At 62.6% G+C, this 18,239-nt stretch carries 17 protein-coding genes and 2 pseudogenes; 14 read left to right on the top strand and 5 right to left on the bottom strand.

The features are described from left to right. The first annotated feature begins 31 nt into the window (after nt 1-31). The 3 genes from RPS27_RS23475 (at nt 32) to RPS27_RS23465 (ending at nt 4,281) form a co-directional block, all read left to right on the top strand. A complete protein-coding gene (locus RPS27_RS23475) occupies nt 32-781 on the top strand; it encodes a GntR family transcriptional regulator (protein WP_313754550.1) in 750 nt (249 codons plus the stop codon). A 103-nt stretch (nt 782-884) separates the two neighbouring features. After that, on the top strand, nt 885-3,860 hold the full coding sequence (locus RPS27_RS23470) for an FAD-linked oxidase C-terminal domain-containing protein (protein WP_313754549.1): 2,976 nt from the start codon (nt 885-887) through the stop codon (nt 3,858-3,860). Next, nucleotides 3,853-4,281 carry a heme-binding protein gene (locus RPS27_RS23465; RefSeq protein WP_313754548.1) on the top strand — a complete coding sequence of 143 codons (429 nt, stop codon included), beginning with the start codon at nt 3,853-3,855 and terminating at the stop codon, nt 4,279-4,281. The genes RPS27_RS23470 and RPS27_RS23465 overlap by 8 nt, the downstream gene beginning before the upstream one ends. Nucleotides 4,282-4,623: 342 nt before the next feature. Here RPS27_RS23465 and RPS27_RS23460 read toward each other — a convergent pair whose 3' ends face one another. Both RPS27_RS23460 and RPS27_RS23455 read right to left on the bottom strand, forming a co-directional pair. Further along, nucleotides 4,624-5,241: a hypothetical protein gene (locus tag RPS27_RS23460; RefSeq protein ID WP_313754547.1), complete on the bottom strand. Its 618-nt coding sequence runs from the start codon at nt 5,239-5,241 to the stop codon at nt 4,624-4,626. Between the two features lie 1,330 nt (nt 5,242-6,571). Beyond that, entirely contained in the window at nt 6,572-6,898 is a 327-nt protein-coding gene (locus RPS27_RS23455; protein ID WP_259214606.1) for a hypothetical protein, read from the bottom strand. A 381-nt stretch (nt 6,899-7,279) separates the two neighbouring features. Between RPS27_RS23455 and RPS27_RS23450 the strand changes: the two genes are divergently transcribed. Next, nucleotides 7,280-8,623 (top strand): MobA/MobL family protein, encoded by a 1,344-nt coding sequence (locus tag RPS27_RS23450; protein WP_313754546.1) that lies wholly within the window; start codon nt 7,280-7,282, stop codon nt 8,621-8,623. Nucleotides 8,624-9,099: 476 nt separating this feature from the next. Then, nucleotides 9,100-9,537, top strand: a complete 438-nt coding sequence (locus tag RPS27_RS23445) for a cytochrome c (RefSeq protein WP_313754545.1) — start codon at nt 9,100-9,102, stop codon at nt 9,535-9,537. Here RPS27_RS23445 and RPS27_RS23440 read toward each other — a convergent pair. After that, nucleotides 9,520-10,122: an ABC transporter substrate-binding protein gene (locus RPS27_RS23440; protein ID WP_409517566.1), complete on the bottom strand. Its 603-nt coding sequence runs from the start codon at nt 10,120-10,122 to the stop codon at nt 9,520-9,522. The two genes, RPS27_RS23445 and RPS27_RS23440, sit on opposite strands and share 18 nt — an antisense overlap. A 438-nt stretch (nt 10,123-10,560) precedes the next feature. On the opposite strand from RPS27_RS23440, the gene RPS27_RS23435 reads away from it, so the two are divergent. Then, the gene (locus RPS27_RS23435) at nt 10,561-10,782 is read left to right on the top strand and encodes a putative quinol monooxygenase (RefSeq protein ID WP_313754543.1); all 222 of its coding nucleotides are present in this window, start codon (nt 10,561-10,563) and stop codon (nt 10,780-10,782) included. Here the strand turns inward: RPS27_RS23435 and RPS27_RS23430 are convergent. After that, nucleotides 10,772-11,238, bottom strand: a pseudogene (locus RPS27_RS23430) (MFS transporter); the annotation flags it as partial. The gene RPS27_RS23435 and the pseudogene RPS27_RS23430 overlap by 11 nt on opposite strands. On the opposite strand from RPS27_RS23430, the pseudogene RPS27_RS39760 reads away from it, so the two are divergent. From RPS27_RS39760 to RPS27_RS23395, 7 genes and pseudogenes are all read left to right on the top strand, one after another. Beyond that, a pseudogene (locus RPS27_RS39760) lies at nt 11,238-11,336 on the top strand (thioredoxin family protein); the annotation flags it as partial. The pseudogenes RPS27_RS23430 and RPS27_RS39760 sit on opposite strands and share 1 nt — an antisense overlap. A 367-nt stretch (nt 11,337-11,703) precedes the next feature. Then, entirely contained in the window at nt 11,704-11,985 is a 282-nt protein-coding gene (locus tag RPS27_RS23420; protein ID WP_313754541.1) for a hypothetical protein, read from the top strand. Nucleotides 11,986-12,226: 241 nt separating this feature from the next. Further along, nucleotides 12,227-13,159: a hypothetical protein gene (locus RPS27_RS23415; protein ID WP_313754540.1), complete on the top strand. Its 933-nt coding sequence runs from the start codon at nt 12,227-12,229 to the stop codon at nt 13,157-13,159. A gap of 9 nt (nt 13,160-13,168) precedes the next feature. After that, the gene (locus RPS27_RS23410; RefSeq protein ID WP_313754539.1) at nt 13,169-13,783 is read left to right on the top strand and encodes a hypothetical protein; all 615 of its coding nucleotides are present in this window, start codon (nt 13,169-13,171) and stop codon (nt 13,781-13,783) included. Then, nucleotides 13,780-13,911 carry a hypothetical protein gene (locus RPS27_RS23405; RefSeq protein WP_313754538.1) on the top strand — a complete coding sequence of 44 codons (132 nt, stop codon included), beginning with the start codon at nt 13,780-13,782 and terminating at the stop codon, nt 13,909-13,911. Before RPS27_RS23410 ends, RPS27_RS23405 begins: the two co-directional genes overlap by 4 nt. After that, entirely contained in the window at nt 13,908-15,590 is a 1,683-nt protein-coding gene (locus RPS27_RS23400) for an AAA family ATPase (RefSeq protein ID WP_313754537.1), read from the top strand. The genes RPS27_RS23405 and RPS27_RS23400 overlap by 4 nt, the downstream gene beginning before the upstream one ends. Before the next feature lie 14 nt (nt 15,591-15,604). Then, a complete protein-coding gene (locus RPS27_RS23395) occupies nt 15,605-15,817 on the top strand; it encodes a hypothetical protein (RefSeq protein ID WP_313754536.1) in 213 nt (70 codons plus the stop codon). A gap of 727 nt (nt 15,818-16,544) precedes the next feature. On the opposite strand, the gene RPS27_RS23390 is transcribed toward RPS27_RS23395, so the two are convergent. After that, on the bottom strand, nt 16,545-17,075 hold the full coding sequence (locus RPS27_RS23390; RefSeq protein WP_259214634.1) for a hypothetical protein: 531 nt from the start codon (nt 17,073-17,075) through the stop codon (nt 16,545-16,547). A 259-nt stretch (nt 17,076-17,334) separates the two neighbouring features. On the opposite strand from RPS27_RS23390, the gene RPS27_RS23385 reads away from it, so the two are divergent. Further along, nucleotides 17,335-17,475 carry a DUF2130 domain-containing protein gene (locus tag RPS27_RS23385; protein WP_259214635.1) on the top strand — a complete coding sequence of 47 codons (141 nt, stop codon included), beginning with the start codon at nt 17,335-17,337 and terminating at the stop codon, nt 17,473-17,475. Nucleotides 17,476-18,239: the final 764 nt, after the last annotated feature.

Raw genomic sequence — 18,239 nt, 5'->3', positions numbered from 1 at the left:
GCGACCAGACGGGCAAACTATTGTGCTGCAAATGAAATCCACGATTCCCGACACCGGGGTTCCGATCGCGCCGCCCGGCGCAGATGGCGGCGACCGCCGGGAAAACCGTCCCGAGGCCTCGCTCCATGGCGAGATCCTGCTGCGGCTGCGCGACTACGTGGTCGAGGGCAATATCCCGGAAGGAGCCCGCGTTCCCGAGCGGCAACTCTGCGAGATGCTCGGCATCTCCCGCACGCCGCTGCGCGAGGCGCTGAAAGTGCTCGCGGCCGAGGGCCTGATCGAGCTCTTGCCGAACCGCGGCGCACGGGTGCGCCAGCTCAGCCAGCGCGACATCGAGGAGCTATTCGACGTCATGGCAGGACTGGAGAGCCTTGCCGGACGGCTCGCCTGCGAGGCCATTACGGATGCGGAAATCGTCGCGGTCGAGCAATTGCATTACGAGATGTACGGCCACTACCTGCACCGCGACATGCACGGCTATTTCCAGACCAACCAGCGCATCCACGAGAGCATCGTCGCAGCCGCGCGCAACGAGACGCTGAAGACCGCCTACGCCAATTTCGCGGGGAGAATTCGCCGCGTCCGCTACTCCGCCAATTTTGCCCGCAAGCGGCAGCGCTGGGCGGAGGCGATGCGCGAGCACGAGGCCATCCTCGATGCGCTGCGCCGCCGCGCCGCCAGCGAGCTCAGCGACATCCTGTTCCAGCACCTGCGCAACAAGCGGACGGCCGCGATCGAGCATCTGACCGAGCCCCAAGAGGATGCGCCGATGGCGCTTTAAGGGCGGCCGGCTTCCTCATTTTGAATTCATAATATAATCGATCAGGGACGATAATGAATAACTCAGCAAGGCTGAGCATTACTGGATCAGTCCGGGATCAGGGATGACAAACGCCTCCTCACTCGAACGGCGCCTGCGGTCGGAATTGACCGGCGACGTCCTATTCGACCCCTTCAGCCGCGGCCGCTACGCCACCGACGCTTCGTTCTACCAGATCGTGCCTTCGGGGGTGGTGGTGCCCAGGACCATGGAGGAGGCCCTGCGGGCGCTGGCGATTGCCCGCGACGCGGGGCTGAAGGTCACCCCGCGCGGCGGCGGCACCTCGCAATGCGGCCAGACCGTCAATGACGGGCTCGTGGTCGATCTCTCGAAACACCTCACCCGCATCCTGTCGCTCGACGTCGAGGGCCGTACCTGCGTGGTGGAGCCCGGCATCGTGCTCGACGACCTCAACCGGCAACTGAAAAAGCACGGCCTGTGGTTTCCGGTCGACGTTTCCACGGCTTCCCGCGCCACGATCGGCGGCATGGCCGGCAACAATTCCTGCGGCGGCCGCTCGCTTCGCTACGGCACCATGCGCGACAACACGCTGTCGATGGAAGCCTCGCTCGCCGACGGCACGCTGAGCCGTTTTGGCGAGGTCTCGCGCGACCTCTCCGATCTCGATGCGAGCGACAGCGCACGCGCCCTGTTCCGCGACATGCTCGATCTCGGGTCCCGCGAGGCCGAGGAGATCGCGGCGCGCTTTCCGAAGGTGCAGCGCCGGGTCGGCGGCTACAATCTCGATGCGCTCACGCCGCGCAACGCGCGCAACAACATGGCGCATCTTCTGGTCGGCTCCGAGGGCACCCTCGCCTTCACCACCAAGGTCGAGCTGAAGCTGTGGCCTGTGATCCGCAACAAGGCGCTCGGCGTCTGTCATTTCGGCAGTTTCTACGAGGCGATGGACGCGGCTCAGCATCTGGTCAAGCTGAAACCGATCGCGGTCGAGCTGGTCGACCGCACCATGATCGCGCTCGGCCGCGATATCGCGATGTTCAAGCCGATCATCAATGCCGCGATCAAGGGCGATCCGGACGCGGTGCTCGTCGTGGAATTCGCCGAGGAGAACCAGGCCGACAATCTGGCGGGCCTGAAGCAGCTCGGCGAATTGATGGGCGATCTCGGCTTCGGCTGGACCAACGACACGCGCAAATGGGGCGGCGTGGTCGAGATCACCGAGCCCGCGCTGCAGAGCGGCATCGCCGATTTCCGCGCTGCCGGCCTCAACGTCATGATGTCGATGAAGCAGGAGGGCAAGCCGGTCTCCTTCGTCGAGGACTGCGCGGTGCCGCTGCCGCATCTGGCCGACTACACGCAGCGCCTGAACGAGGTGTTTGCCAAGCACGGCACCAGCGGCACCATGTATGCGCACGCCTCCGAGGGCTGCCTGCATGTGCGGCCCGTGCTGAATTTGAAGCTGGAGAAGGACGTCAAGGCGATGCGCGCCATCGCCGAGGAGGCCTTCGCGCTGGTGCGCGAATACAAGGGCTCGCATTCCGGCGAGCATGGCGACGGCCTGGTGCGCTCCGAATTCCACGAGACGATGTTCGGCGAGCGCCTCGTCGCGGACTTCAAGGAAGTGAAGCTGCGCTTCGATCCCGAGGGCGTGCTCAATCCCGGCAAGATCGTCGATGCGCCCAAAATGGACGACCGCTCGCTGTTCCGCTTCAAGCCGGACTATCGCGTCGGTGAGCTCAAGACAAAACTCGACTGGTCGGCGTATCCCGGCGCCGGCGGCGGTTTCCAGGGCGCGGTCGAGATGTGCAACAACAATGGCGCCTGTCGCAAGCTCGAGGGCGGCGTGATGTGCCCGTCCTATCGCGCCACGCGCAACGAGAAGGACGTCACGCGAGGTCGCGCCAACACGCTGCGCCTTGCGATCTCCGGCCAGCTCGGCCCCGATGCGCTGTCTTCCGACGAGATGATGGAGACGCTGAAGCTCTGCGTCTCCTGCAAGGCCTGCCGCCATGAATGCCCTGTTGGCGTCGACATGGCCAAGATGAAGATCGAAGTGCTCGCCGCGCGCGCGGCCTCTCACGGACTGACGCTGCGCGACCGCCTGGTCGGCTATCTCCCGCGCTATGCCGGCCTCGCCGCGCGCTTCGCGCCGCTGGCGAATTTGCGCAACCGCAGCCCGCTGCTACGAAAGCTGTTCGAACGCTTTGCCGGCATCAGCGCGCGCCGGGCACTCCCCGCCTTCCGCAGCGACGTGTTCGTGCCGCCGGCGGACGCGGTCGGGCCGGAGAACGGACGCGAGGTCGTGCTGTTCGCCGACACGTTCAATCGCATCTACGAGCCCGAGAACCTCGACGCGGCGCTGCGCGTGCTCGCAGCCGGCGGCTATCGCGTTCACATGCCGAAGCCGGCCAAGGGCAGCCGCCCGCTGTGCTGCGGCCGCACCTTCCTGTCCGCCGGACTCGTCGATGAAGCCAGGTCCGAGCTCGACCGGCTCGTCGCCGCTTTCGCGCCCTTTGCCGCCCGCGGCGTCGCGATCGTCGGTCTCGAGCCAAGCTGCCTCTTGACGCTGCGTGACGAGCTCGCCTCGCTGCGTAGGGATGATGACGCCAAGGCGGTCGGCGCGCATGCGCTGACCTTCGAGGAATTTTTGGTGCGCGAGGCCGGGGCCGGTCGGGTGCAACTGCCGCTCGGCAGCGTCGCTGACAAGGCCGTGGTGCACGGCCATTGCCATCAAAAATCCTTCGGCGCCTTCAGGCCGGTCGAGCAGGTGCTGCGCCTCGTCCCCGGCCTGGAGGTCGAGACCATCGAGTCGAGCTGCTGCGGCATGGCCGGCGCTTTCGGTTATGGCGCCGACACCTATGATGCCTCGATCGAGATGGCCGAGCTGTCGCTGCTGCCCGCCGTGCGGCGCGCAGGCGAGACGACGCTGGTCGTCGCCGACGGCACCTCCTGCCGCCACCAGATCCACGACGGCACGGGGCGCGAGGCGCTCCACGTCGCGCGCGTGCTGGCGATGAGCCTCGAGCGCGCCGAGCCCAATTCCACTTCCACCACTGCAAAGGAACCCAGCCATGGCTGACCTCACGCTCGAAGTTGCCCGCAAGATCCTCGACGCCGCCCTCGCGAAGGCCGGCGAACTCAAGCTGAAGCCGCTGGTCGTCACCATCCTCGACGCCCGCGGCGTGCTCAAGCTCGCCGCCGCGCAGGACGGCACCAGCCTGATGCGCGCCGAAATCGCCCACGGCAAGGCCTATGGCGCGCTGGCCATGGGCATGGGCTCGCGCGCGCTGTTCCAACGCGCCCAGGAGCAGGCCTATTTCATCGGTGCCGTGAACACGATTGCCAAGGGCGCGCTGGTGCCGGTGCCCGGCGGCGTGCTGATCATGGACGGCGCGACCTTGCTCGGCGCGGTCGGCGTCTCCGGTGACACGTCCGACAATGACGAGGCCTGTGCGCTGGCAGGCATCCAGGCGGCGGGGTTGAAGGCGAACGCGGGTTAGCCCAAACCGATCTTGCTGAATAAGTTTTCTATTTGGTGGGGCACAGCAGTCCTCCGGCAACCAAGTCAGGCACTTTGTGGCCGAGAAGCAGAATCGGGCTTAATCAAGCTTGCGGCCTCAGTAATGGGTTCCACGTCGGCGGAAACGCCGGCTGGGATCGCGGGAGCCCTCACCCGAAGGACCGCTCAGAGAGGGGATCAGCACGCGCGCCAACGCATGTCGCGAGCTCGGGTGTAAGGCATCCGGCCATGCGCGCCATGATTGGCATCTACGAGAAGTCTGGTTGGCATAGGTCGCCGGTAGCACCGCGCAATGCGTGTCCTACCGGCGCTAGTTGATCGGCTAGTGGTCCTGGGGCAACATCAGGGTAGTTGCGGTGGTCGAGCGACGATGTTCGAGACCCTGCTGCAAGCGCTGCCGAAACGCGGCGATCGTCGACCGGGTCGCAGTGCCAAGCAGAAGCACGAGATCTCCGATGTCGTGCACGTCGAGTGCGTTGAGCAGCCGGTCCGCGAGGTAAGCGATATCCGGAGCCGTCGACGAACGCTCCGCGTGCTTTGCAGTCTCGAGACGGTTCTTCACCTCGCTGATGGTCAAGAGCTTGCCGCTGGACACCTCGCTCATGATCTCCGCAACGGTGTCGGCGGGGGCAGACTTTTCAGCGAGCGTATAGCCAGCACGTGCGGGCAGCCGCGCTACCAGAGCCGGCGGATAGGTTTTGGCGAACTCGGCGAGCGACATATAATTCTCCACCGAGCGGAGCTCGAGACCCAACTCGACGTTGCAAAACTCGGTGAATTGCCCGTGGGGCATCCGCTTCTTGATCTCGGCAAGAGTGTCCCCGATTTCGATGAGCTGATGGGTGGTGCGGCGGATCAGGGCACGCACACGCCTGGCGGACGCTTGCAAAAAGGCGGACTCAGACGGCAAAAACGCCGAGTAGTCGAAAGTGTTGCTCATGGCACACACCCCTCGTTGCGCCTACCCGCATCGCGGCAAGCCGCGACAACGCTGCGATGTAGACTGTTGAGATGAGGTACGACGCGCCAGAACAGGTCGGCAGCATCACCGCTTGGCTCGAGCGGGAGCTCAAGGAAATCATGTAGGCGGAATTCTCATTTTGCAAGTATCAAAGGAGACGCGGTGCTTTCAAATCCGAAACTGTTTCGTATCTCCAGACCGCGGGCCGTTGATTTCGCCGGCCTTTTGCCTCCTCGAAAGCGTCGAGTTCTACTCACCGCCTGCCGAATGCAGACTGACCCGGCAACGCCGGAAGTAGCTATTGTCTATCCAGCCTCGCCGACCTTCCCTGCTCGTGACAACCGCAAGGCGACGCCGCACGCCTAGTGTCAGCCGACCGCATTCGAGATGAACGCCTCAGGATAGGGGCGTTTGTAGGTTCAGTCAGAACCGAGCTGCGGAAACGTGATTACCGTGCCCCCTGCTCGCCCGACGATGACGCTATTCGCCCCGAACTTCTTCTAGGTTTACTGCCGCGAAACGCTCGGCCTCAAGCAACGCGGCAATGTCGGCACCGACAAGGCTCCCTCGCTCCATGAGCCGGCGCGCGGCCGCTATGAACCGCAGCTCGAATAATTCTTGGCTTGCTCGACCCCGCGATGCTAGGCGTGGTCCGGCACGTTGTGACGTGTTGGGTCGTGTCCCCGCGAGGGCAGGGCAGGGTAGCCTAGGACCCTCCCTCGCCCAACCTTTTCGAATTCCGCATTTCAACATCACGCGCGGCCTGCCGCGCGAACGACGAAGCAGCAGTGATGTGTCGCAGCGCTGTGCAGCAGCGCGCCAGCTAGGCCGGTTTCGTCAGCAATTTCAGGGGAAGCGGAGCCGCGGTCTGGGGCGGGAGGGTACTCAGCCAGCCAACGCCTCACCGCAAACCACTGAAAGATCAGACAAAATCGGACGACATCGAGCGGTGTGTAGCATCCACGTGCGACATCATCAAGGGCGCCAAATGATCCGCGCCATGAACTACGCAGCCACGATGAAAATCCCGTCAACACACCGAAATCGGCAACACGACGCGGCGTCGGATAGCTGCGCTTGTTGGCGCTCACAATGATCAGGAAGACGCCGTCAGGCCGATAGCGCTGATGATTGGCGCGGCAGCAGGCTCCCGCCCTCGGCGATGGCCTTGACGTCGGCGGAAATGGGGGCAGGAAGCGCGGGGCCCTCGACCCGAAGGACCCCCCTCAGAGAGCGGGACTAGCATGCAAGTGAACGTACACCACGCCGTTGGCTGAAGGGTGTCCGGTCAAGCGACTTGCGAGGCGCGCTACGGCTCGAAGACGGTGCCGCGGAAAGCGGCGGCCTGCGCCGGGGTCAGATGGCCGCGCAGTTCGGCGCGGATCAGCTCAATCACCGCATCAGCCAACCGGCCCTGGCTGGCCAGATGCCACATCGCCCGCCCCACTTCGCCATCGCGAATGCCCTGCTCCCGCACCGAAGCGTCGCGCAGGCGGCGCTTGCCAACGGCGAGCTGACGGCGAGTAGCCGCAAGGCGTTCTTCCGCAATCTCGACCCGGCTGCGCGGCCGCTCAGGCGGCTTGGGATCTGTGTTGACCGCGGCATGGCTGAGCGGGCGGCGGGGGAAGGCAGACATGGAGAGCTCCTTGGCGGGTTACCGGAGCAGCTCATTATCCAGCTGAACCGGTAAATGGGAAGCGCCCGCGTGAGGGATCACTTTGAAGATAATGCCGGCGGCATTTCCCGAACGTGTCGAAGGGAAGGCAGAGCCCGATTGCAGGCCGTGACGACGATGGTGACGATCCTTGGCCGCGGACAGGCCCCTGCCCCCAGGCCGCTCCCGGCGGGCTTCGACGCAAAGGACCAAGCCCCCTTGAAGGGGCTCGACCCTAAGTCCGACGACCCGAGCCGGCGCCCTCCCTCCTGTCGCGTGGTGCGGCCGCTTGGAGCTTGCTGCCGGTGGGCGTAGTTTGCTCGGCATCCAGAAACACGCTTCATCTATACATCGGGTTCGCACATGATCGGTAGCCTCGGCTTCGATATGAGTTTGGTTCAACGGTCGCGAGGCGGCGACGCGCTGTGGCATTCCGCCTACGTGTGTGGCGGCGCGGCGCGCCTGGCCGACGGCTCGGTCGTGGACTTTTCAAAACGAAATGACGTTATCGCCAGTTTCATCGTGAAGCCGGAAGGCACGCCGGCCTGGGCTGCCGACTGTGCGCAACTGTGGAGGCGTGCTGTCGCAACGGAGAAGCGGGCCGATGCGCAGGAAGCTCGACTCTTCGAGCTGACGATCCCGCGCGCCCTGCCACGGAAGCACTGGGTGAAACTCGGTCGACACGTAGCCCGCACTCTTGCCGATCACGGCATGGTGGTACAGGTTGGTATCCACTGTCCGCTTGCATCCGACGACGACATCAATCCGCACATCCACTTCATGGCCACCATGCGCGAGATCGTAGACGGCGAGTTTTCGCGCAAGAAGGCGCGCCAGTGGAACAAGATTTTCCACGGCAATGCCAAAGCTGTCCGTCGCCAGATAGCGGCGATTGTAAACGAATTTTGCCGCAACGCAGGCGTAGACTATCAAGTTGATCCTCGCTCGAATGCAGAGCGCGGTCTGCCGCCGGCTGAAGTCCGGCTGCCGCACTGGCATATCCTCCACTACAAGCGTACAGGGCAAAAGACGCGCGCGATGGAGCAGCGCGATGAGGAACGCGCCGCCCGCGCGGATGTCGCTCGCCTGGAAGCCGAGTGCCGCCAACTGGAGCGCGAACTCGAGGCCGCCCGGGCCGATGCCTCTGCCCAAGAAATTGCCTCGACCGCTCGGCCTCAGGTCGCCCGCGCTCTTCCCCATCTGCGCCCAGCCCGCCAAGATCTGGGCGCGGCATTCAACCGGGAGCCGCTCACGCTGCTCGAATTTCCCGTAGATCGACCGAAAATCCAAGTTGTTCCTGAACTCTCCGACCTCCAAAAGGACCTCCGTGGCCGCCTGGCGCACAATTCCGAACGACTTCGCGCATGTGCGTTGCTGCGCGCGTTCGTCGCAGCCGACAATCCGGACCAGATGCGAAATGTCGATCGTGCGCTCCGGTATTGCCACGGTGCGGTGACCAAGGCGCTCGTGCGACGATTTGCAGTCGCCCCACCCCGCCTTCAGGCAGCAGATGAACTCGACGCGCTCGACTTGATGGAGGCACTGACCGAACTCGATCCCGCCGCATGGTCCGACGTCGAGCTTTCACGGTTCGAGGGCGACCTCGACACCTTAACCATGCCGCTTGGTCTCTTGTGGCAACCCGCGGCAAGCAAGCGATTGCCGGTCCTTGATCGCGGTGCTCACGAGGATCCGACCCTTAGATGAAGAAGATGATTTCAGCTAGGGTAGATTGCGACCGCCCTGCGACCCCTACGAGCGATCTGTTGATCTCGCGACCGTTTCCGACGCATCGATCTCTTTCCCGAGCAAATTCAACTTACCTCGTACCAGCTTCAATGCATCGTTGCCGAGGAGGAAGATGCGTCGGAGGATCGTCGGCTTGCACGATCTTTAGTATTGCGGGCAGCTTTTGCAGGATCGCCTGTAAATCGGCACCGAAGCGTGACTCCTCCAATGTGATGTGAATCAGTGGCTTATCCTGCCGATCGGCGTCGGGACCCCACGCCGATTCACACCGCATCAACGTAGGTGTTTCGAGGCAGGTCAAACCTGCGCCAAGCCTCGGCCTACTCGGTTTGCGAAGCAGCAATGGGTATTCTCCTGATGCTGCAGGTCGGGCCAATCCTTTGAGCTGCATCAATTCGGCTTGCGACGGCGGTGACAACTTTAGAGTAACGGGTTTGACGCGCCGATTTGCCATCAATCCATTTTTATGGCTCTGGTTTGCAAAAAGGCCGGACGAGAGCGGAACAGTTTCGATGGATCCTTGGATGACGCGAAGCGCGCTGATGTTATCGACAGTGGGGCTCTGGCTGAGCTCATGCGCCTATGCGCGCGACGAAGAGCTGCAACATGGCAGGGAGCTTCTGCAAAGAATGTGCGCTCGGTGTCACTCCGTTGGGAGGACCGGCGCAAGTCCTATGGCGCAAGCGCCGCCCTTCCGCAGTTTCAGCGAAACAAAACTTTATGACAGCGACTTTGTGGAACGATTGGAGGAAGGCTACAGCAGCATTCATCCTGCGATGCCGACCTTTCGCTTCAAAAGGGACGACGCAGAAGCTGTACTGAACTACATGAAGTCAATCCAGGAACTACCGAAGTCATACCCGAAGCGATGAGCTGGCAGTCTCCAGACAGGCTTTGGGAGTTACGCCGTAGATCATCAGTGCACCTGCGCCGGTCGCACGCAATGTCAGGATCTGAGAATCGACAGGATCCAAAACCTCGAACGAAACAGCGCCCGCGACCACTTTGTCTGCGGCAGCGCCAAGTGCCTCTCTCGTTGCTTTCAAATATTCTTTCCCGGCGTCGTCATTCTGGTAAAGGATGGCGATCCGTGCGTCGGGCTTTCTCGACCTCAGATAATCAAGATAGATCTTGGCCTCATCTCCGTATGGCGGTTGCCAGGGCAAGGCCATCGTCCACGGGAAATGCTCCGGGTCGTTCCATTTCGACGCAGAGCTGACGACGAAGAGGGTTGGCACCTTCTTGATCGTCAAATGCTTCTGCGTTGCGGAGATATTTGCTGTCGCGGTGTTGGCGAGCATGAAGGACACTTCATCGCTTTCGACGAGCCTGCGAGTCTGCTCGACCGCCTTCGCCGGCGAATAGGCGTCATCAAGACTGATGAATTCGATCTTCCGGCCGTTCACGCCTCCATTGTCGTTGACCATGGCGAAGTAGCCATCGAGAGCCTTGCCGATAGCCCCAACGGCGATGCGGGGCCGCTATAGGGCACAGTATTGCCGATACGGATTTCTGTAGCCGAAGTCCCCGGCCCGTATTTGGCATGGCCCCATGCGGTTGAAAAAAGCGCAGTGCAGGTCAGAACCCCAGCGATCAAACTGATCTTTGTCAAAGTGTGTCCTCCCCGGACCTGTGGTGCCTTGCGGCCCATCGAAAAGGCCCGATCTCGTGGCACTCGACGGGCTCGCTCGATCGGCACTCCGGGAGATGGTCAAAGCAGGATGCCGACTGGCAAACGAGTTTTTTGAAGGGCGCGTTGAGTGAGACTCAAGCCATCAACATGGATGCTCATGCAGTAGATTTAAGGCCGCGAGCAGGCGCGTTGACTGCGCCAATTCACGCTCGCAATATCAAGCATCTTGCCTCATGCAGCGTCGCCACAAGGATCGTTAGAAATGACCATTGTCGTGTCCGTCAAATATGTCCTCAAGCCCGGGAAACGGGACGAGCTCTTGTCCTTTGTGATGGACAATGTTGAAAACACGAGGAAGGAGAACGGAAATCTAGCCTATTCCCACTATCCTTCGCTGGAGAACCCGGACGAGATGTTCGTTTTCGAGATGTGGCAGACGCTGAAGGATCTGGAAAACCACATCAACATGCCGGTCCAAATCTGAGCGCCGCTTCGTTGCCTAAAATGCTGGCCGGCATTGAGATGATCGCAAAGAAAGCTCACTACGACTGGTGACAGCCAGGCTGGCGCGCCTTGATGAGAGCTGACGAACGTCCAGAAACCAACTAGCCAGGTGCGGATTCCGTATAGCTCGAAGCAGTGCGCCCCGTACGCAAGGATGTAACCAAGGGCCTCGCGATCGAGAGGACCGGCCTGAAGTTCAAGAGACGCCCGGCCTTTGGTTCCAGCTTGCGCACTTCCATCAGAAGGCAAGCGATCACCATCGCGACCGGGCCGACAGCGGTGATCACGAATGCGGCTGGCCAACCCCATCTGTCCGCAATCACCTGGGCGACGAGAAGGACAGTCCTACGCCGAGCGAGAAACTCGACGTGTAAAGTGTCACGGCTCGAGACGTATCGCCGGGAGGCAAACTATCCGTCAGCGCCTTCAACCAGGGGCATCGCGTCAACGCCCGGCATCGTCATTGACGGAAAGGTGGTGCACGCGGGCGGTCTACCCAAGCCCGACGAGCTTGCGCACTGGCTGGCACCTTAGGACCGCCCAAACAGTATCTGCTGAACGCACAAAGATCGGACGCAACAAGGCACAAGGGGGCTTCTCAATCGATGAATACGCTCGAAAACTTCGCGACATAGATCGCGCGGGCGCCGTGCAGCGCAGCGCGACCGCAAGGAGTGAGAGATGCCCGCCTCGACGGCTGCGCGAAGCGCGGATCGCGCGAGCCGCCATTCGTTAACGCGAAGTAACCATCTTGCGCGGCGGAGCGGCGGCGAAACTTGCAATTCGGAAAAAGACCACGCCATATAGATCGTGCCGATCGCAATCCCTGCGAAGGCGGCCGTTGCCGGTGCGCTAACACCAAACAACGGCCTAACCACAACCGACTTTGAAGGAGTCGATCATGGCTAAGAGCCACTATAGTCGATTCGCCGTCCCCGTCCCCGTTCTCTGCGTACCCCGGCATTTCGGGCAGCCCAGAGACCATTCCCGTCAAGCCCGCGTACTTCCCGGCCATGCCGGCGATCGCGGCGTCGTCCATGCCCCGCCCTACGTCCTGAAGGATGGCGCGGTCATGTACATCGGCGAGAGCATGGATTGCTCGCGCCGGCTGCGGGATCACGGCGCCACCAACGCGACGCTGCGCAAGAGCGAACTCTTCCCCACCACCACCTCCATCGACTAGCTGGATCGCGAGGCCCTAGGCCGGCGATACCTTGGTGTCCCACGGACCGTCTGTTTCGCATCTGACATCCAAGGCAAGGCCGCGACCGCGTTTGTTACAGGCGGCATCGACCTTCGCCGAGGAACAGAATTCGTGATGGACGGTAGCGCCTCCGCCCCTCTTGCGGGTGGGGCTGCCGTGCGCGTCCAGGTCCGGCACCAGGCTTCTCGATCTCTCAACCGCAACAAGTGAGAGAACCAACATGACGCTTTTTTCTACCAACAGCTCGGTGCAGGCGGCCTGCACCAACGTCCATCGTCCGATGGGCGGCATCGACGGCTTGCGTGAGGTCCACGACGACGTCGGTCGCCTCACCGTGTCCGCCTTCCCGGTCGCGATGGTGAAGGACATGTCGATGGCGCGCGCCGCCGTGCCGGCCTGCTACATCCTGGCCGACCACTGCACGGCCTATATCGGCGAGACCGGCAACGTCGGCCGCCGGCTCACCGACCACTCCCGCGACCAGAGCAAGTCCTTCACGCGGGAGGTCTACGTGGTCTCGGGCTACGAGGCCGCCTGGTTCGACACCACGGCTGCCCTGTATCTGCAGTACCGCTTCACGAAGATCGCCGAGCAGGCGGGCCTGGTCGACATCATGAAGGGCGTCAACCCGCAGGTCCTGGAGTTGCCGTCCCATCGCCGGGCCTCGCTCGACATCTTCGTCGAGCACGCCGAGCGTCTGCTGTTCGACGCCGGCTGCCGTGTTCTGCGCTCGCCCTTCGCCAGCCAGCGCCGCCCGGTCGTCGAGGCCGACGCGGTCGGCGTCGACGACACCGGCCCGATGCAGATCGGCGTGGTGGCGACCCCGCCCGTCGGCAGCGAGCTCGAGCTCGCCTATGGCGATCTCTGGGCGCGCGGCTATCCGACGCCCGACGGCTTCGTGGTGATGGCGGGCTCCGAGGTCCGCAGCACGGTCAACCCGAGCGCGCCGCAGATCGTCGAGACGCGGCGCGACGAATTGATGGATGCGGAGGCGTTGGTGGCGATCCCCAGTGTGCAAGACCGTCGGCGCCTGTGCGTCGCCGTCTGCTTCCCCTCGCCTGCCATCGCGGCGAAGGTCGTGACCGGCGCGCACGTCGACTCCAGCAAGTGGCAGCCGCCGCGCTATCCGCGCCCGATCTTGATCACGGTGTAGGAGTTCACCGTGACTGAGGACACGAAGAAGGTGCCGGAGCGCGAGCTCCGGCACAGCTATCCCGACTATGCCGCCGCCTTCCCGCGCGCGAACGCTCAGAAGCCGATCGCCGCCACCAACATCGACAAAACGGCCTGCGGCATCAAGCGCCCGTCGCATCAGCACTGGCCGCTGAAGGCCGAGGATACGTCGCCCCTGCAGTGGTGGCGGACGTTGCCGTCGGATGCGTTTCGCGACGCCGAGCAACTGCTCCTGCTCGCAACGCTGGAGCGGGTCCGCGTGCTCCGCGGCGGCGACGATCTCACGGCGGCGCTGGGTGGCGACCCAGCCGCAGCCATCGATATGGCATTCTCCCTGATGCCGATCGAGACGTTCACGCTGGAGGTCGATATCGCGATGACAGCACTCGCGCGCTGTGCGATCGAGCGCAAATCGGCCGCTGCCCTCGTCATGGCCCAGATCATCGGGCTGACAAAATTCGACCACGGGCTCGCCATGGATCTGGCCGCCTCCTGGTACGCCCATGGCCGGCGCTATTCGACCGACCCTGGCAAGTTCAGCGAGGCCGGGACGCTACTGCTCGCGGCCATCCTGGAACGGCGGCACGGCGGAGGGGACGCATGAAGACCCGAGTGGTTTCGGGCCTGCACGCCGACGGGTCGCCGATCAACTCGGTCGCTGGCGGTGTCGACGTCGCGCAGGGCGAGCGGCGCTTTCACCTCAATGACCTGACCAGGGATGTCTGCGCGTGAGCAAGAATAAGCCCAGCAAGACCGGCGTCGGCACCGAGCCCGAGCCGGACGCCAAGAACGAGACGGAGGTGAACAGTTCCGCTGGCGATCGCGTGGACGACGTCTTCGACCTGCCCGTCGTCGATGAGGACACCGTCCTGACTGGCGCCGCCGCCGACGCCACCGATCTCGAGGAGAAACTCAAGGACCTGCCCAGGATCTTGCGGATCGCGCTTCTTATCGATCGAAGAAGCGGATATATCCACGATCGCCTCATCGCGGACATCGAAACGTTGTCCCCCGGCTTGGCGCTGACGGCGGCGTTCGCGACCACAGACGATCCGGCCACGGCGCTGGCCCTGGCCAAGGAACTTGATCGGCTTGCGGTCGCCGACGATATGCCGGAGCTCCGCCATATCGCAGACTGTGTCCGCCTGGTCAGCCTCCCGATTCAGAATGATCTGGCGGGTTCTGAAGACTATCGCCGCATCACTCAATCTCTCATGAATGCGCTCGCGAGGCTGCCGACTGACATCGATCCATCGCTCGGCGCCGAGATCGAGAGTTTCTGCATCGGCTGGGCCATGCTTCCCGCGCTGAAGCATCGTCTGCCTCGTTACCGGCACCGTGACCAGACGGCCGCGAACCATGCCAGCTTTCTTGGCGATCAGGCAGCGACCCGTCGCGTCGAGGCCGCCGAGGCGACCATCTGGACCAAGATCGAGGCGAGAGCCGCGAGCCAAAGTGACAAGGCTGAAGACGCCGGTGACCAGCCCGCAGTTCGGGCCCATCAGTCGTCGGCGACGGGACCGAACCAATGCGTGGTCGCGAGCCTGTCCGAGAGGGAGATGAAGGCGCCGCGAGTCAAAGAAGTGCTGGCGCAGTACGATGGCGTAATCAATAAGGCGCTCCCGCTGATCGTGCCGCCGCCGCTCGAGGAGGTCCGCAAGGCACTCCAGTTCGAATTTCCCTACGCGCAAAACGTCATCGACACCGTGCTTGGCGATCTCATCGGTAGGCCAACCGTCCGGCTCGTTCCAACCCTGATCGTCGCCGAACCCGGCGCCGGCAAGACCCTCATCGCCCGCCGCATAGCCGAGCTTCTGCAAGTATTTTGCTGGCGCACCGATTCTGCGCGAACTGACAGTACTGTTTTCGGGGGCACCGACCGCCGCTGGAACTCTGCCGAGCCGTGCCATCCCTTCCTCGCCATCGTACGAGCTGGCCATGCCAATCCGATGATCCTTTTGGACGAGTTGGATAAGGCGGGCGGCCCAGGTTCAGGCACGAGTGTCCCCTCCAACGGAGGAGGGCGGCTCTGGGACTGCTTGTTGGGCCTCGTAGAATCTGAGTCCAGCCAACGCTACCCCGACCCCCTTCTTCAAACGAACGTCAACTGCGCCCACATCAGCTACTTGGCCACCGTCAACAGCGTGGCCGGTCTGCCCAGCCCCTTGCTTGACCGCTTCCGGATCATCCACATGGAGCGGCCCTCGCGCGATCATTTGGAGGCCTTGTTGCCGGCCATTGTCGCCGATCTCGCCCGCGAGCGCGGTCTCGACGCCAAGTGGATTCCCATGCTCGATGGCGTTGAGCATGCCGCCGTTGCCTCGGCGTGGCCAGGCGGCTCCGTCCGGACCTTGCGGCGGCTGGTCGAGGTCATCCTGCGCGATCGCGATGCTCGCGCGACCCGAAATTGATCGAGCGGCCCACCATGTACAAAGCATCAAACACCTCATTCGGTCTCACTTGGAAGCGACCGCAGAATCCTCCAGTCAAGGTTGCGCCCGAGATGCCGATCCCGCATGAGATTGATGTCGAAACCGTGATGGCATGCACGCTTGGGGCCACCGGCAACTACAAGATCCTGCGCCGTCTCGTTGCGCGGCGTGCTCGGCCCAGTGCTCTGGCGACCATGTTGGGTTGATCATCGACTGGGAAACGACGGGCCTCGACACCTCGCGCAACGAAGTGCTGAAGATCGCCGCCGTCAAGTTCGGCTGTACCGACGACCGCGTCCCGACCGTCATCATACCTTCCAGGCATCCAGCAGCCGTCTACACGATCGAGCCCGCCATCACGGACTCAATGGTCGACAGCCACCAACTTGGCCAAATCCCCCGCTTGATCAGTTCCACGATTAACGACGCATCCACGCCTGATGCGATGAGAGGTTGGGCGGTTTCGAGCAAAACCTCGCTCGAAACGATGGGCAGGATGGGCGAACGCAGCTTCTTGCTGTCCTTCTGGTCGGCGACGATGCCTGCGCCACCCCGTAGACGGCGCTCTTCGCGTCCTCATCGATGGGGACTTCGACTACATATTGCTCCAATCGCCATGTCGCATTCGCGCGGAATGGCAGCATCTCAAGATACGGCGCCTTTCGCAGCAGGAGATGCACATCCGCTTCGCCTGAGCGATCAGGGAGAATTCGATCAAGTAGGTGCCGACGAGCCTCCCGAGAACTCGGAGCGCGAAGACGAATTGCTGGCCTTGTCGACGCCGAAGCTGCCAAGTTCGATGACGATCCCCATGGAGCCTTCGCGTCGGATGATGAAGCGGCTTCGTACGCGGCCTAGCGCGCGCGTCGCGCGGCTCCGAACTTCATTGCGACATTGTCGACGCGCTTGGCTCGGCGGCCGCCGACGCGCCGTTCAGGCCGCCGGCCGGTTCGTGTTGCGACGCGAACGGGCACGCGGGCGGCGGACCGGATATCCGCACTCGGGATCCTGCGCGATGAGGAGGGGGTCGACCGCCGACCGCCACTTCGAGATCGCCTTCATGGCGCTCCCGTTGGCGCGCTTTCCACGCCCCTGCCGCACGACTTCGTCTCGCACCCACTTGAAGAAACGCTGCGCTGTCTCGCAGTTTTCCGCGTAGGCGCCGCCCACCACTCCCGCGAAAGTCTCCAACATGATGTATTCGACAACCGCAGGGTCGAAGCTCAGGGCCACCTCGGTCAGCCGCCGCAGAGCGGAGGGACTCATGCGGTCGGCGGACGCGATCAACTTGTCGATGAACGCGCGATGATCGCGACGCCAATCGCGCCACAAGCCATCGTCGTAAGCCTTCGAAAACCGCTTTCTCGGCAACGAGTCCACGTAGATCTGGTCGAGCTCGATGCTGTGGGACAGCCCCTCGAGAAACGTCTTGATATCTGCCGTCGAAAGCGTTTTGGTAGACATATACTCTCTCCTGTTGTATATTCATAAGGCTCCGACACAGACGCCGAAGACCAGGCATCAAGGATAAGGCTTGGGGAGCAAGCAGCTCAAATGCGGTCGGGAAGCTAAGGAACGTTAGCTTCCCAGAGACGAGCTTTTCCACACGTTAATTTTTGGTCTTGATGATCATGCTGTCGGTCCTCGGAAGGACTGTCAATCGGCGGTCAAACGACGTGGCGCATCGTGCGCTTGAGCGTGCGGGTCATGCATTCTGGCAAAAATGCGACCTAATAATTGGAATGACAGCTCGCATGGAAAGCTGCATGACGATCAGCGCGCCGCGCACGCGGAGATCGCGTTGATCGTTTCGCGCGCCTTGCCGAAGGGCCCCGAGACGTTCGATCTCGTCGACAACGTCTAGGCCGCAGAGCGCCATTTGCTATCCTCTGACCTTTGTCTTTGCGCCAGTCGCTCATTGACCTCGACGGCAGGCGACAACCGCGAGAAGGTCAGCGGGCGAAGAATGGAAATAGAGATGGTGTATGCTTACCTGACCGCCCCACGCTTCCGGCACGGCACGACGCGATCGTCGACGATTCTGTTCCGGGATAGGTATTCAACGCGCCCGGATAGCCGGAGCATTCGTTCAATCGAGATCCATCACACGAGATTACGCGAGGGATCGGGCCTTGATGCATTGAGAACGCTTGCCCACAGGAGGAACCTATATGACGACGACAGCTTTGGACAGGATCGATATCAAGATCCTGAACGAACGCAGCAGAACACCAGCTTGACCAACGTAGAGCTCGCATCCTGCTTCAATCTCTCTCCACCCCCTCCCTCTCTCGAGTGCGCACGAGAAGAAATTGGGGGTCATTGACTCTACAATTGCGGCGCTGGACCCGGCAGTTCTCGGTATCGGCGTCTCACTGCCTTTCGACAGGTTAAGCTTGAAAAGCAGGCCCAACCATCCATCGACAGCTTTACGCGCACGATAGATCTCCTGAGTGAGGTGATGGAGTGCTACTTGGGGGATAGCGATTATCTCTTTCGAGTCATGCTCATCGTGAACAAGCTCTCACGTCCCTTCGGTGTTTCCAGCACTCGATCAAGCCTCACGTTGGAGCGACTTCCCACAAGACGGTGCTCCTACCGACGCAAACGGTCCCGTTCAGACCAAGT

It is taken from the genome of Bradyrhizobium sp. WYCCWR 12699 (assembly GCF_032144035.1).
Classification (GTDB): domain Bacteria; phylum Pseudomonadota; class Alphaproteobacteria; order Rhizobiales; family Xanthobacteraceae; genus Bradyrhizobium.
The sequence above is the reverse complement of the archived record's forward strand: the minus strand, read 5'-3'. Positions and strand labels throughout refer to the sequence as shown.

What these genes read in the sequence shown, in the direction of transcription:
- RPS27_RS23475 (WP_313754550.1), top strand. Translation starts at nt 32, where the DNA reads ATGAAATCCACGATTCCCGACACCGGGGTTCCGATCGCGCCGCCCGGC.
- RPS27_RS23470 (WP_313754549.1), top strand. Translation starts at nt 885, where the DNA reads ATGACAAACGCCTCCTCACTCGAACGGCGCCTGCGGTCGGAATTGACC.
- RPS27_RS23465 (WP_313754548.1), top strand. Translation starts at nt 3,853, where the DNA reads ATGGCTGACCTCACGCTCGAAGTTGCCCGCAAGATCCTCGACGCCGCC.
- RPS27_RS23460 (WP_313754547.1), bottom strand. Translation starts at nt 5,241, where the DNA reads ATGAGCAACACTTTCGACTACTCGGCGTTTTTGCCGTCTGAGTCCGCC.
- RPS27_RS23455 (WP_259214606.1), bottom strand. Translation starts at nt 6,898, where the DNA reads ATGTCTGCCTTCCCCCGCCGCCCGCTCAGCCATGCCGCGGTCAACACA.
- RPS27_RS23450 (WP_313754546.1), top strand. Translation starts at nt 7,280, where the DNA reads ATGATCGGTAGCCTCGGCTTCGATATGAGTTTGGTTCAACGGTCGCGA.
- RPS27_RS23435 (WP_313754543.1), top strand. Translation starts at nt 10,561, where the DNA reads ATGACCATTGTCGTGTCCGTCAAATATGTCCTCAAGCCCGGGAAACGG.
- RPS27_RS23420 (WP_313754541.1), top strand. Translation starts at nt 11,704, where the DNA reads ATGGCTAAGAGCCACTATAGTCGATTCGCCGTCCCCGTCCCCGTTCTC.
- RPS27_RS23415 (WP_313754540.1), top strand. Translation starts at nt 12,227, where the DNA reads ATGACGCTTTTTTCTACCAACAGCTCGGTGCAGGCGGCCTGCACCAAC.
- RPS27_RS23405 (WP_313754538.1), top strand. Translation starts at nt 13,780, where the DNA reads ATGAAGACCCGAGTGGTTTCGGGCCTGCACGCCGACGGGTCGCCGATC.
- RPS27_RS23395 (WP_313754536.1), top strand. Translation starts at nt 15,605, where the DNA reads ATGTACAAAGCATCAAACACCTCATTCGGTCTCACTTGGAAGCGACCG.
- RPS27_RS23390 (WP_259214634.1), bottom strand. Translation starts at nt 17,075, where the DNA reads ATGTCTACCAAAACGCTTTCGACGGCAGATATCAAGACGTTTCTCGAG.
- RPS27_RS23385 (WP_259214635.1), top strand. Translation starts at nt 17,335, where the DNA reads ATGCGACCTAATAATTGGAATGACAGCTCGCATGGAAAGCTGCATGAC.